Below are 12,491 nucleotides of genomic sequence, written 5' to 3'. Positions count from 1 at the left end.
TGAAATTCTTGGGAACCGTTTTCGATCCGGTCGACGGAGCCGAAGAACGGGCGGAGATGCGGGAGGGCGCGCGTGGCGCCCCCCTGCGATAGCGGATCAGCCGCCTTTCTGTTCGTAGGCCGTACCCCAGCCCCAAGCGCCGGAGCCAAAGCCACGGGCCACCACGCGTTCGCGGTAGATGGCCGAGACGATGTCACCGTCACCCGCAAGCAGCGCCTTGGTCGAACACATCTCGGCGCAGATCGGCAGTTTGCCTTCTGCAATCCGGTTGCGGCCGTATTTGGCGAACTCGGCGGTGGAGTGGGTTTCTTCAGGACCGCCGGCGCAGAAGGTACATTTGTCCATCTTGCCACGGGAGCCGAAGTTGCCGGCCTGCGGGTACTGCGGCGCACCAAAGGGGCATGCGTAGAAGCAGTAACCACAGCCGATGCACAGGTCCTTGGAATGCAGAACGACACCTTCTTCGTTCTGGTAGAAGCAATCCACAGGACAGACGGCCATACAGGGCGCGTCCGAACAATGCATACAGGCGACCGAGATCGACCGTTCCCCGGGGCTACCATCATTGATGGTCACCACGCGGCGGCGGTTGATCCCCCAGGGCACCTCATGCTCGTTCTTACAAGCGGTGACACAGGCGTTGCATTCAATGCAGCGTTCGGCGTCACAGAGGAACTTAGCTCTTGCCATATCCGTTTCTCCTTATGCTGCAGAGATTTTGCAGAGAGTACACTTGGTCTCCTGCATCTGGGTTACGCTGTCATAGCCGTAGGTCTGGGCGGTGTTGGTGGATTCACCCAGCACGTATGGGTCAGCCCCATCCGGATATTTGCTGCGTTGATCCTCACCCTGGAAATGGCCACCGAAGTGGAAGGGCATGAAGGCCACGCCTTCGCCCACCCGCGGGGTCACCATTGCCATAACCTTAACCTTGCCACCCTCTGGGCCTTCGACCCAGACCTGCGATCCGTCACGGACGCCCAGGTTGTTGGCATCGCGCGGGTTGATCTCGACGAACATGTCCTGCTGCAGTTCAGCAAGCCAGGGGTTCGACCGGGTTTCATCCCCGCCACCCTCATATTCCACCAGACGGCCCGAGGTCAGCACGATTGGATAATCCTTGCTGAAATCGTTTTTCTGGATCGAGGCATACATGGTGGGCAGACGGTAGAATTTCCGATCCTCATAGGTCGGATAATCCGCCACCAGATCACGCCGTGGGGTGTAAAGCGGTTCGCGGTGCAGCGGGATGGGATCTGGGAACGTCCAGACCACGGCCCGTGCCTTGGCGTTGCCGAAGGGTGCACATTCGTGCTTGATCGCCACCCGCTGGATGCCGCCCGACAGGTCAGTTTTCCAGTTGGTTTTGGGACCAGCCACCGCATCAATCGCGGCACGCTCTTCCTCGGTGAGATCACCGTCCCAACCCAGATCCATCAGCATCTGCATCGTGAACTCAGGGTATCCATCCTGGATCTCTGAATCCTTCGAGTAGACGCCTTCGGCCAACAGGTTGTCGCCATCACGTTCCACACCGAAACGGGCCCGGAAGGTCAGACCGCCCTCAGAGACACGTTTGGACATGTCATAGAGGTTGGGCGTGCCCGGGTGTTTCATGTCAGCGGTGCCCCAGCACGGCCACGGCATCCCGTAGTAATCGCCATCTGCGGGGCCACCAATGGCCTGCAAAGTGGTGCGATCAAAGGTGTGCTGATTGGCCATATGCAGCTTGATCCGCTCCGGGCTTTGACCCGTATAGCCGATCGTCCACATACCTGCGTTGAACTCACGCGTGACGCTTTCGATGTTCGGGGTGACCTCATCTTCCATTTCGATGTTACGGAAGAAACGATCGGACCAGCCAAACTTCTTGGCAAACATCCCCATGATGGTGTGGTCAGGCTTACACTCAAAGAGCGGGGCCACAACCTCATCACGCCACTGGATCGAACGGTTCGACGCGGTCACAGAACCACGGGTTTCGAACTGCGTTGCCGCCGGCAGCAGATAGACACCATCGGTGCGGTCATGCAGAACAGCGGAAACTGTCGGATAGGGGTCAACCACGACCAGCATATCCAGCTTTTCCATTGCTGTTTTCATTTCCGTCATACGGGTCTGCGAGTTGGGCGCGTGGCCCCAGAGCACCATGGCACGGACGTTGTCCGGCTGATCCATGTTGTCCTTGTCCTCGAGGATACCATCGATCCAGCGCGACACCGGAATACCGGTGAGGTTCTGCAGCGATTTCTCCTTGCCGTCGGCAGAGGTCAGCGTGTTGAACTGACCGGCCAGCCAGTCACCATCTTCACCCCAGACACGCGCCCAATGGGCCCATGCGCCTTTGGACAGGCCATAATAGCCCGGCAGGGTGTGGCTGAGAACGCCAAGGTCGGTTGCACCCTGAACGTTGTCGTGGCCACGGAAGATGTTGGTGCCGCCGCCTTCGGTGCCCATGTTGCCAAGGGCCAGCTGCAGGATGCAGTAGGCGCGGGTGTTGTTGTTGCCGTTGGTGTGCTGTGTGCCACCCATACACCAGATCACGGTGCCGGGGCGGTTGTTGGCCAGCGTCCGCGCCACGCGCTTCAGCTGCGAACCGGGGGTACCGGTCACACGCTCCACCTCTTCGGGGTTCCATTTGGCCACTTCGGTGCGGATCTGATCCATGCCCCAAACGCGGGTCCGGATGAACTCTTTGTCCTCCCAGCCGTTTTCGAAGATGTGCCACAGGATGCCCCAAACCAGCGCCACATCGGTGCCGGGACGGAACCGGACATATTCATCGGCATGGGCTGCGGTGCGAGTGAAACGCGGATCGCAGACGATAACCGGCGCGTTGTTCTGCTCTTTCGCTTTCAGCACGTGCTGCAGCGACACAGGGTGCGCCTCGGCGGGGTTACCACCGATGATGAAAATGGCCTTGGAGTTGTGGATGTCGTTGTAGCTGTTGGTCATGGCGCCGTAGCCCCATGTGTTGGCCACACCGGCAACCGTGGTCGAGTGACAGATACGCGCCTGATGGTCGACGTTGTTGGTGCCCCAATAGGCCGCAAACTTACGGAACAGATAGGCCTGTTCGTTGTTATGCTTGGCCGAGCCCAACCAATAGACGCTGTCAGGGCCGCTTTCGTCGCGGATCTTCAGCATCTCATCACCGATCTCATCGATCGCCTGTTCCCAGGAGATCCGCTTCCACTCACCACCCTCTTTTTTCATCGGGTACTTGAGACGGCGTTCGCCATGGGCGTGTTCACGTACCGAGGCCCCTTTGGCGCAATGTGCGCCCAGGTTAAACGGGCTGTCAAAGCCGGGTTCCTGACCCGTCCAGATGCCGTTTTGCACTTCGGCGAGAACCGTGCAGCCCACCGAACAGTGGGTGCAGACCGACTTCACGGTCTTGACGGCACCATCCACGGCAGTGGCTGCACTCGCCTGAGTGACCATGCCGCCTGAAGCGCCAATCGCGGCCAGGCCACCGATGGCCAGACCAGAGCCGCGCAAAAATGTGCGGCGGTCAACGGAAGCTTCGGCTGCCGCTGACAGGATACTTGTCCGCTGGGGGCGTCGCGCAACCCCGTTGGTCTTTTTCCTAAGCATTTCTATCCTCCCTCGCGTCCCTTTCGGGAACTGCTAGGTATTGTTCAAAATTCCGACAGTCGGGCGTCACGCAACCAGTCGTCGGAGGCGGGGCGATCAGGTCCGGTTAAAACCGGGCGAGATCGTAGTAGGTGCGCACATGCGCGGTGTCCTGCATGCGTTCGCTGGTCGGATCGACCGGCGCCGCTTCGGCAGCATCACCCGAGACGGCCACGGCCGCAGCCGCAGCAGGCACAGACGTGGCTGCAACTTTCAGAAAGTCGCGGCGGGTGGTCTGGCTTGCGTCGCTCTTGCTCATGCTCTCCTCCTTGGTTGGGGCGGGTCCGCTCCCTGACGGCCCGCGGTTGCGGTTGATGAGGTCAAGCCTCAGGCGCCCATACGGAACGCCTGCGTCTCAATCTCGATGAAGGCTTTGCCCACGCTGCCCACCGGCGCGTAGAGGACGGAGTTCTTGGCCCCTTCCAGATCGCTGAAGAAATGCTGTGCCCAAGGCGCGATGTGGCGACCGAAGAACGCTTGCTGTTTTTCCAGCGACACAGGGTCACCAAAGCGGCCCCGGATCATGCCCGCCATCATGTCACACAGGCTGGCGATGTTATCCTCGGGCTCAAAAACGTTCGGGGCGCGTTCCATACGCTGCGCCGCCATGTCGCCGCGCAGCTGTGCCAGCGGTTTTTCGTTCAAGAAACCAGTCAGATAGTAGCTGGCGTAGGGCAGCAACTCCCCCCGGCCCAGACCGATGAACAGCGCGTTGAACTCGCTCTCGACCGCTTTGGCGTTGGTGGCTTTGGCAACGCGGGCCAGTGTGTTGATCGCCTGCCCCAATTCGCTGTCATCGCCCTGCAATGCAGCGGCTTGTGCCAGCATCTCCTTCGACGGTGGATGCGACAGAAGCGCTGCGAGGAAGTCATAGAGATCCGCGCGCAGGCGATCCTCTTCGGGGATCGCAGCCATCTGGGTGTCCGTTGCGGTCATGGTCATCTCGTCTCTCATCGCTCAGGTTTCAAACTGGAAGCGCATCCGCCGCCGCATGGGCTGCGGCTCCGGCGCTTCGTCCTGGAGGGTTTCGTTAGGGGGCTGCGCCACCGGGGGGATTGGCGCGTTCTGATTTTGGGCAAGGGCCATGTCATTGGCTTCATCAGGGGCCGCGGCCAGCAAAACTGGCGCGTCTTCTGTTGCGTCCTCTGGGGTTTGGTCGGGGTCATCTTCGGGCAGATCGGCCGGCGCCTCTTCTGCCGCGTCTTCCAGCGCACGGGCTTGGCGGGCCAGCTCCTCGACATGGGCTTTCATGCCTTTGCCGACCTGATAGGCGGTCTGCAGGTTCTCCACGACCATGGCGCTGTCGGTGAAGTCCTCGCCGTAATCAACCAGCATATCGACGTTGGCCAAGACCGGATTGGATGTCCAAAGACGGCGTAGGGCGCGGCGGCGCAGGCGTTCGGGAACGGCCTGCTTCATGAAAGCCGCGAAATCGTCGCCTTGTTGCATCTCATCAGGATTGGGCAGCTCCAGCTTGACCAGCAGTTCCTCATCTGACAGCTCATCCAGCTTGGCCTGTTCTTCGGCGTGCTCCGCCGCAACGGCGGCCTGCACCTCAGCCTCAGCTTCGGCGGCAACGGCGGCGCGGCGGCGGGACCAGAAATCGCTCATTGCAGCCTCACCTTCTTGCGGTGCGGCACGGCGTAGACGTCAGCCAGCTGCGAGATGCGCGGATCGCCGATCCCGTCTTCATGCAGGTCCACCCGCTTGCGGTCCCGGCGGCGCTTAACGAATTCTTCATGTTCGTGATGTTCATTGACGAAGTCGCGGATGAAGGCGACCAGCCCCTCTGGCATCGGCACCAGTTCGACCAGTTCTTCGCCGCTGTCGGTGTAATCCTGCGTCTCATAGGGGGAGGCTGTGGCCAGCAGAACCTCGAGCGGTTGCTCCGCGTCTGGATCGGTGGTTTCGCGCAGGATCACCCCAATGGTAGGCACCCGGGCTGAGAGGCCATGCAGATACGCCTCCGTATCGGTGCGCCACAGTTCCAGCGGCACGGTGGCGGCGTGAAACTCAACCGCCTCCCCTTCCTCGCGTAAAGGTTGCCAATCGGCAGGACCGGCGCCGGGGATCACGGCAACCACTTTCCACGCGAAAGGCACCCAACGGCTGACCGATGGGGTGCGGCGGATGATGATTCCCAATGGCAACGAAGCTGTCGCGTGCCGCATGGTGATTTTGTCCCTTCCTCAACGATCCGCGTGCCCTGATGGGTCCCTGTCACAAATTTTTTTCGGATCGCTGCAATGATCATCCCCACCTGTTTGAAAGGCAAAAAAAATCGCCGTTTTCGGGATTTCCCCGGCCCAATCGGGACACAATGTCCCTGATGACCCTGGGCACAAAATCCAGCGGGACGGAATGTCCACTTTTGCCAAAAACCAACAAAAATCATCGGTTTTTCAAAACGAATCACTTGGCGGTTTCTGCGCCGGTCTTGGGCTTTACCGGGGCTTTACGGGCGCTCTATTTCATGAATAGCTAACGCACATCGGACGGGTCCAAAACAACAGCAGCGCGACCACCGCGGGGGAAATAGAATGACTAAGCAGCTGATTTTGTGTGATTGTTTGGCAAGCCAAAAGATCGACACTGACAGTTTGTCCCATTTGGAGGGCGTCACCTGCTCAAAGGTGCACAGCAATCTCTGCGGATCGGAAAGCGGTGCGGCTGCCAAGCTGATCGCGGCCGGAAATGCCACCATCGCCTGCCAGCAGGAGCATGCGTTTTTCGAGGAACTCGCCAGTGAAATCGCCGGCGAAATCGCGGCTGAGACCGGCGCAAGCCCACAGGATCTGACCCCGGATTTCGTGGATCTGCGCGACCGCGCCGGATGGTCGGATGAGGGCAAAAAAGCGGGGCCAAAAATGGCCGCTTTGGCAGCCGATGCGGCCCACCCGATGGCGCCTTTGAAAACCTTCGATGTGACCTCGGAAGGGCTGTGCCTGATCCTTGGTCCGGTCGATGCCGCCGTTGATGCCGCGCGTCAGCTGGCGCCCTTCCTTAGCGTCACCCTACTTGTTGAAAACACGTCGGAAATCGCGGACCTGCCGATGGACCGCAGCTTTGATCTGGTGGCCGGACAACTGAAAGGTGCAACCGGGGCGCTTGGCCAGTTTGAGGTTCGGATCGATCAACTGCAGCAGTTGCAACCGGGCGGTCGTGGCGAGATGCAGTTTGGCGAGGCCCGCAACGGTGGCATGGCGGAATGTGACATCATTCTGGACCTGCGTGGCGGCACGCCTTTGTTCCCTGCCCCCGAAAAACGCGAGGGCTACCTTCGCGCCGATCCCGGTTCGCTCCCGGCTGTCGGGGCCGCGGTGATGGAAGCCTCCCATCTGGTAGGAACGTTCGAGAAACCGTTTTACCTTGGCCTCGACCCCTTGATCTGCGCCCATTCGCGCGCCGGGCAGTCGGGCTGTTCCAAATGTCTGGATGCCTGCCCCACCAGCGCGATCCGGTCTGAGGGCGATCATGTGGACATTGACCCAACGATCTGCGCCGGCTGCGGATCCTGCGCCGCGCTGTGCCCGTCTGGGGCGATCACCTTTGACAATCCCGCACCGGGGGCCCTGTTCACCCGGATGAACCGGCTGGCAGAGACCTATAAAACGGCTGGCGGTAACACCCCGCGGCTGCTGGTACATGATGCCAGCCATGGGTCTGAAATGATTTCCCTTTCCGCCCGTTTTGACCGCGGATTGCCCGCCGATGTGATCCCGATGGAGCTAGAGAAAGTCTCGGGCTTTGGTCACGCCGAAGTGCTGGGCGCACTGGCGGTTGGCTTTGCCGCTGTCGACATTCTGGTAAGCCCGAAAACCGAACGCGATGCGCTGGATCCCGAGGTCGCGCTGGCGCAGGCCATGGCCGGCACTGGGGCGCAGATCCGGGTGCTGGATCCTGCCACGCCGGAGGCGCTGTGCGACGCACTCTACGGGGCCACCAAAGGCCCCGCGCTGGCCGAGCCGATCCTGCCGCTGGGCAGCCGCCGCCAGGTGGCACGACTGGCGGCCAAGGCGCTCAACACCGATGCAGAGGCGCCCCTGCCCTTGCCGGCTGCGGCGCCTTATGGGGCGGTTGTGGTCGATAAAGAGGCCTGCACCCTGTGCCTCTCCTGTGCCTCCCTCTGTCCGGCGGGGGCTTTGGGCGACAACCCCGACGCGCCGCAGCTGCGCTTTCAGGAGGATGCCTGCCTGCAATGTGGTCTGTGTACCAATGTCTGCCCGGAAAATGCGATCACCCTGCAGCCGCAGATGGATCTGAGCGACGCGGCGCTGAGCCAGCGTGTGATCCATGAAGAGGAACCGTTTGAATGCATCGATTGTGGCAAACCCTTTGGGGTGAAATCCACCATCGACAAGATCATTGCAAAGTTGGAAGGCAAACATTCGATGTTCCAGACAGGTGGCGCGGCGAACCTGATCAAGATGTGCGATGACTGCCGGGTAAATGCCCAATATCACATGCAAAACAATCCGATGGCCGGGGCTGCGCGCCCACGCGTGCGCACCACCGATGACTATCTGTCAAAACGCCGGGATCACTGAAGTTGGATCGGCGCACCCAGATCCGCGGGGGGCAACCCCGCCACATAGGTCACGATATCGTCCAGCTCCTCCAGCGACATGTCGAGCGGCACGATGGCGGCCTTGTGCTGGGGATCCAGCTCGGTCTCCAAGTCACTGATGCGGGTGAAACTGGGATGCGGGTTAAGCGCATAGAAGGCATAGAACCTCTCATCCCAATCGGGGAAGGCCCGCAGCACGAAGAACGACGGTGTGGAGCCGATACCGCTCATCCGATCGGCCGTGCCAACAACGTGGCAGCGTTTGCAATGCAGGTTCGACACCGCCAGCCCGTTCGCCGCGTCTCCCGTCAGCTCCAACGCTTCTTCAACCTCCACCACCGCGGTGGCGCGGGTGAAGCGCAGCCCGTCGGGGGCCTTGAAGGCTTCGATCGTGTTCAGGCCGATGTCCGAGGTCAGCCAATCCACAAACCGGTCGGCGTATTCTCCACCACCGCTTTGATCCAGATGCCAGAGGCTACCCGCCCCTTCGAACAGCGCCCGGCCCTGTCCCTCGGTGTTCAGCGACAAAGGGGCGGCGCCATCCGCACCAACTACGCTGACCCGCACCCGGTGTTTCAACGTAAAGCGCGGCAACAGATGTTTCAGCAAGCCGGTCTCCACCAAGGCTTCCGGCGCGGCCAGGCTGACGGTTCGGTCCTGCGCCAGTGCCGCGCCGCCGCTCAGCGTCATCCCACAGGCCAAGGTCACTCGCAGCAATACGCTCGTGATTTTGGACCCTGTGACTTTGGACATGGCTGGCTCCTTCCCGGCTGGCCTGCAACACTTACACACAAGTCTAGGGCTGCCGCTTTGTGCGGGTCAAGAACCCGGTCCGCTGCCGCGCCCCACCACCCACAGCGAACGAAAGGCCCCAGCCATGAGTGATGACTTCAACATGTCGATGCGCAAATTTTTGAAACAGGTCGGCGTGACCAGCCAGCAGGCAATTGAGGACGCGATGCGATCCGCAGGTGACACTGCAGGCAAAGGCTATCAGGCCAAAATGGTGCTGACCATCGACGGGCTGGAGATGGAGCATGTGGTGACGGGTGAGATCAAAGGACGCGACCAATGAGCCTAACGCGCGAGGCCGTTCTGGCCGAACTGAAGACCCTGAAAGACCCAGCCAGCGGCAGCGATATCGTGGCCAGCGGGCTGGTGCGCGCGCTGAACGTCGAAGGCGGCGATGTGCGTTTTGTGATGGAAATCGACCCCAGCCAGTCCAATGCCATGCAGGCCGTGAAGGCAGAAGCCGAGGAAAAGCTGAACGCGCTGGCCGGCGTAGATCGGGTGGCGATCGTGATGACCGCCCATGAGGTGAAAGCCCCGCCGCCGGATCTGCAGGCGCGCCGCCCGGCGCAGCAGCAGGGCCCGCAGAAAATCCCCGGCGTGGACCGCATACTCGCCATTGCCTCGGGCAAAGGCGGGGTGGGCAAATCTACCCTCTCAGCCAACCTGGCGGTGGCTTTGGCCGCTGAGGGGCGCAAGGTCGGTCTGTTGGATGCCGATGTTTACGGCCCGTCTCAGCCGCGAATGTTGGGGGTTTCCGGCCGCCCGGCGTCACCGGATGGCAAGACCATCCTGCCGATGCGCAATCACGGGGTGACCATGATGTCCATCGGCCTGATGACCCGCGAGGAAGAGGCTGTGGTCTGGCGTGGCCCGATGCTGATGGGCGCGTTGCAGCAGATGCTCAATCAGGTGCAATGGGGCGCGCTTGATGTGCTGATTGTTGACCTGCCACCGGGCACGGGTGACGTGCAGATGACCCTGGCGCAAAAAGCCGAACTGACCGGTGCTGTTGTCGTCTCCACCCCGCAGGACATCGCGCTGCTGGATGCCCGCAAAGGCATCGACATGTTCAACAAACTGGGCACCCCGATTGTGGGCATGGTCGAAAACATGTCGACCCACATCTGCAGCAAATGTGGCCATGAAGAGCATGTCTTTGGTCATGGCGGTGTCGCCGCTGAGGCGGAGAAGCTGGGCGTGCCGCTCCTCGGGGAAATCCCGCTTGATATCGACATCCGCATGGCCGCCGATGGGGGCGCGCCGCTTGTTGCCTCAAAACCAGCCTCGCCTCAGGCGCAGGCTTTCCGTAAGCTGGCCAAGACCTTGATCGACAATGGCCATGCCTAAGGATGAGATGACACCAGAACTAACCTTCCCCCCGCTGTTTCAGGGCGAAGCGCTGACCGGCGCTGCAGACCCCTTTGCCAAGGCCTGCACGCAGGCGCTGTTGGGCTGTGACGCGGGGACGGTGATCTACAACATCACCCCTGACGCGCTGAAAGCGGCGATCATCTTTGCGCCCGAAGGGCCAATGGAAGAAGCGCTGCCGGTGCTGATCGCCTGTGAGGTCGGCTTCCAAAACGCACTGGGGGCGCTGGCGCCGCCAGAGGTTTCCGTGCACTTCCGCTGGGATGGTGAGATTCTGGTGAACAATGCCCGCTGTGGCCGGATGCGCATGGCCGCCGCTGAGGTTGCCAAAGATGCGGATCTGGATTGGGTGGTGATCGGGCTGGAACTGCCGCTGTTGCCGCCGGATCCCGAAACGCCGGGGCTGACACCAGATCAGACCTGCCTGTTTGAAGAGGGCTGCGCCGATCTGGATCCCGGTCTGCTGCTGGAGGCCTGGACCCGCCACACGCTGGTCTGGATCAACCGCTGGTCTGACGAAGGTCTGCGCCCGCTTTCGACCGAATGGCGTGGCCTCGTGGACAAGATGGGGGAGCCGGTTGAGATGACGCTGGCTGGGCAAAGCTACAGCGGCACCTTCATGGGAATTGACGAAAGCTTTGGCATGTTGCTGCGGCAGGGGGATGACACCCAACTGCTGCCCCTGTCACTGCTGTTGGAACAAGGGGGTGAGCGATGAGCGGCACCAAACTGGCACGCGCCATCCATCTGGATGAAAGCGACATGAACGTCTTCTTCAGCCCTGCCCGTACCGGCGAATGGGCGATCAGCGGCGGGTTTGAGTTTTCCAATTGGGGTGAGGCCGATCTGACCGGCAAGGCCCGGCAGGCCTTTGCAAATGGCTGGCTGGGGGTGGAAACCTTTGGTCGCGTGACCTTTGTGGCCGTGACACAGGTTGAAGACAGCGAACTGCAAGATATCGCGCGCGGACTGGCGCAACATTTCGTGGATCTTTACGGCGCCCCCACTGTTGAGGCTGCGATGGGCGTCGCGCAGGAAGAGATCGCGCATATGATCGACCTCTGCGCGGATCATGATCCCAACACCCTGCTGACCGTTGAACGGGAACTGACCGAGGCGGGGGTGCGCGAACGCTTCCGCTCGATCAAGCCCGATGCGGCGCAGCTGGATCAGGTGGCGGTGCACGCGGTGCCTGAGGATGACGTCCCAAAACTGTAAGCCATCGCCGGACAGCAAAAAGCCCCCGCAGATGACACTCTGCGGGGGCTTTTGCGTGCCCCAAGAGGAGGGGCACGTTGGGAAACCTAAGCGTTATTTCGCGTTGAAGGTAAACAGCGCCTCACCGTTCAGGCGGTAGCCATCAATCAGGGTCTGGGCGCGCTCAGACACCAGCCACCCCTCCAGCTTATTGACCAGATCAGCCTTCACATGGGGGTGTTTTTCTGGGTTCACCGGCAGGAAGGCATATTGGTTGAACAGCACAGGATCGCCCGCAAACAGCAGATCCAGATCGCCCTTGTTGGCAAATTTCAGCCAGCTGGCGCGATCTGACATCACATAGGCATTCATGCCCGATGCGGTGTTCAGCGTGGCCCCCATGCCGGCGCCTGCCGCCTTGTACCAGCTGGGATCCAGCGCCTCAGCATCGATACCTGCGGCCTGCCAGAGCGAAAGCTCTTTCTTATGGGTGCCGCTGTCATCGCCCCGGCTGGCGAAATCGGCCTTCGCCGCCTCAATCGCGCCAAGGGCCGCGGCCGCATCCGCCGCGCCTTTGATGCCGGCCGGGTCCGTGTCAGGGCCGATCAGGACAAAATCGTTATACATGACCTCGGTCCGGTGGGTGCCGTAGCCCCCTGCCAGAAACGCCTCTTCGGCCTTTTTGGAATGCACCAGAATGGCATCCACATCGCCCGCTTCCCCCAGCCGGATCGCCTGACCGGTGCCAACGACCAACAGCTGAACCTCAAGCCCCAGATCTGCGGCGATTTCCGGCAGCAGCACATCCGACAGGCCCGAGTTGTGGAACGAGGTTGTGACCGCCAGTTTCACACTGTCCGCCAGGGCCGCACCGGCCGAAAAGGCGGCAATGCCCCCTGCCAAAACAGCGCCCTTAACCGAACCGAACATC

General features: G+C 61.3%; 13 protein-coding genes. 5 read left to right on the top strand and 8 right to left on the bottom strand.

Translation table 11 applies throughout. The annotated features are described in order from the left end of the window. Nucleotides 1–96: 96 nt before the first annotated feature. The 6 genes from fdh3B to ACORLH_RS05195 all read right to left on the bottom strand — a co-directional run bounded on the left by fdh3B (nt 97) and on the right by ACORLH_RS05195 (nt 5,807). Nucleotides 97–690 (bottom strand): formate dehydrogenase FDH3 subunit beta, encoded by a 594-nt coding sequence (fdh3B, locus tag ACORLH_RS05220; protein ID WP_058242223.1) that lies wholly within the window; start codon nt 688–690, stop codon nt 97–99. Nucleotides 691–702: 12 nt separating this feature from the next. After that, the gene (locus ACORLH_RS05215) at nt 703–3,597 is read right to left on the bottom strand and encodes a formate dehydrogenase subunit alpha (RefSeq protein ID WP_321831541.1); all 2,895 of its coding nucleotides are present in this window, start codon (nt 3,595–3,597) and stop codon (nt 703–705) included. A gap of 106 nt (nt 3,598–3,703) precedes the next feature. Further along, nucleotides 3,704–3,895 carry a ubiquinol-cytochrome c reductase iron-sulfur subunit N-terminal domain-containing protein gene (locus ACORLH_RS05210; RefSeq protein WP_321831540.1) on the bottom strand — a complete coding sequence of 64 codons (192 nt, stop codon included), beginning with the start codon at nt 3,893–3,895 and terminating at the stop codon, nt 3,704–3,706. A 68-nt stretch (nt 3,896–3,963) separates the two neighbouring features. Beyond that, nucleotides 3,964–4,572, bottom strand: coding sequence for a TorD/DmsD family molecular chaperone (locus ACORLH_RS05205; protein ID WP_420719823.1), 609 nt, complete (start codon nt 4,570–4,572; stop codon nt 3,964–3,966). 21 nt (nt 4,573–4,593) lie between these two features. Next, nucleotides 4,594–5,247, bottom strand: a complete 654-nt coding sequence (locus ACORLH_RS05200) for a DUF3306 domain-containing protein (protein WP_321831538.1) — start codon at nt 5,245–5,247, stop codon at nt 4,594–4,596. Continuing rightward, nucleotides 5,244–5,807, bottom strand: coding sequence for a DUF3305 domain-containing protein (locus ACORLH_RS05195; RefSeq protein WP_321831537.1), 564 nt, complete (start codon nt 5,805–5,807; stop codon nt 5,244–5,246). Before ACORLH_RS05195 ends, ACORLH_RS05200 begins: the two co-directional genes overlap by 4 nt. A gap of 369 nt (nt 5,808–6,176) precedes the next feature. Here ACORLH_RS05195 and ACORLH_RS05190 point away from each other — a divergent pair, with 369 nt between their 5' ends. After that, nucleotides 6,177–8,183, top strand: coding sequence for a 4Fe-4S binding protein (locus ACORLH_RS05190; RefSeq protein WP_321831536.1), 2,007 nt, complete (start codon nt 6,177–6,179; stop codon nt 8,181–8,183). On the opposite strand, the gene ACORLH_RS05185 is transcribed toward ACORLH_RS05190, so the two are convergent. Further along, nucleotides 8,177–8,956, bottom strand: a complete 780-nt coding sequence (locus ACORLH_RS05185; protein ID WP_321831535.1) for a hypothetical protein — start codon at nt 8,954–8,956, stop codon at nt 8,177–8,179. The genes ACORLH_RS05190 and ACORLH_RS05185 overlap by 7 nt on opposite strands. 124 nt (nt 8,957–9,080) lie before the next feature. Here ACORLH_RS05185 and ACORLH_RS05180 point away from each other — a divergent pair, with 124 nt between their 5' ends. From ACORLH_RS05180 to ACORLH_RS05165, 4 genes are read left to right on the top strand one after another with little or no spacing between them, the layout of a single operon-like run. Further along, on the top strand, nt 9,081–9,278 hold the full coding sequence (locus ACORLH_RS05180) for a DUF6494 family protein (RefSeq protein ID WP_321831534.1): 198 nt from the start codon (nt 9,081–9,083) through the stop codon (nt 9,276–9,278). Beyond that, the gene (gene apbC / locus ACORLH_RS05175; protein ID WP_321831533.1) at nt 9,275–10,342 is read left to right on the top strand and encodes an iron-sulfur cluster carrier protein ApbC; all 1,068 of its coding nucleotides are present in this window, start codon (nt 9,275–9,277) and stop codon (nt 10,340–10,342) included. Before ACORLH_RS05180 ends, apbC begins: the two co-directional genes overlap by 4 nt. 7 nt (nt 10,343–10,349) lie before the next feature. Next, nucleotides 10,350–11,081, top strand: a complete 732-nt coding sequence (locus ACORLH_RS05170) for a biotin/lipoate--protein ligase family protein (RefSeq protein WP_321831532.1) — start codon at nt 10,350–10,352, stop codon at nt 11,079–11,081. Further along, entirely contained in the window at nt 11,078–11,581 is a 504-nt protein-coding gene (locus ACORLH_RS05165) for a DUF6505 family protein (RefSeq protein WP_321831531.1), read from the top strand. The genes ACORLH_RS05170 and ACORLH_RS05165 overlap by 4 nt, the downstream gene beginning before the upstream one ends. A 93-nt stretch (nt 11,582–11,674) precedes the next feature. On the opposite strand, the gene ACORLH_RS05160 is transcribed toward ACORLH_RS05165, so the two are convergent. After that, complete coding sequence (locus tag ACORLH_RS05160) at nt 11,675–12,490, bottom strand: substrate-binding domain-containing protein (RefSeq protein ID WP_321832778.1); 816 nt, start codon at nt 12,488–12,490, stop codon at nt 11,675–11,677. Nucleotide 12,491 lies beyond the last annotated feature (1 nt).

The sequence above is a fragment of the Thalassovita sp. genome (genome assembly GCF_963691685.1).
Lineage (GTDB): Bacteria > Pseudomonadota > Alphaproteobacteria > Rhodobacterales > Rhodobacteraceae > Thalassobius.
This window is presented reverse-complemented; position numbering and strand designations above follow the sequence as displayed.

Coding starts and splice junctions, on each gene's coding strand:
- ACORLH_RS05205 (WP_420719823.1), bottom strand. CDS start 4,572: ATGACCGCAACGGACACCCAGATGGCTGCGATCCCCGAAGAGGATCGC.
- ACORLH_RS05180 (WP_321831534.1), top strand. CDS start 9,081: ATGAGTGATGACTTCAACATGTCGATGCGCAAATTTTTGAAACAGGTC.
- ACORLH_RS05215 (WP_321831541.1), bottom strand. CDS start 3,597: ATGCTTAGGAAAAAGACCAACGGGGTTGCGCGACGCCCCCAGCGGACA.
- ACORLH_RS05185 (WP_321831535.1), bottom strand. CDS start 8,956: ATGTCCAAAGTCACAGGGTCCAAAATCACGAGCGTATTGCTGCGAGTG.
- ACORLH_RS05200 (WP_321831538.1), bottom strand. CDS start 5,247: ATGAGCGATTTCTGGTCCCGCCGCCGCGCCGCCGTTGCCGCCGAAGCT.
- ACORLH_RS05160 (WP_321832778.1), bottom strand. CDS start 12,490: ATGTTCGGTTCGGTTAAGGGCGCTGTTTTGGCAGGGGGCATTGCCGCC.
- apbC (WP_321831533.1), top strand. CDS start 9,275: ATGAGCCTAACGCGCGAGGCCGTTCTGGCCGAACTGAAGACCCTGAAA.
- ACORLH_RS05210 (WP_321831540.1), bottom strand. CDS start 3,895: ATGAGCAAGAGCGACGCAAGCCAGACCACCCGCCGCGACTTTCTGAAA.
- ACORLH_RS05190 (WP_321831536.1), top strand. CDS start 6,177: ATGACTAAGCAGCTGATTTTGTGTGATTGTTTGGCAAGCCAAAAGATC.
- ACORLH_RS05195 (WP_321831537.1), bottom strand. CDS start 5,807: ATGCGGCACGCGACAGCTTCGTTGCCATTGGGAATCATCATCCGCCGC.
- ACORLH_RS05170 (WP_321831532.1), top strand. CDS start 10,350: ATGACACCAGAACTAACCTTCCCCCCGCTGTTTCAGGGCGAAGCGCTG.
- fdh3B (WP_058242223.1), bottom strand. CDS start 690: ATGGCAAGAGCTAAGTTCCTCTGTGACGCCGAACGCTGCATTGAATGC.
- ACORLH_RS05165 (WP_321831531.1), top strand. CDS start 11,078: ATGAGCGGCACCAAACTGGCACGCGCCATCCATCTGGATGAAAGCGAC.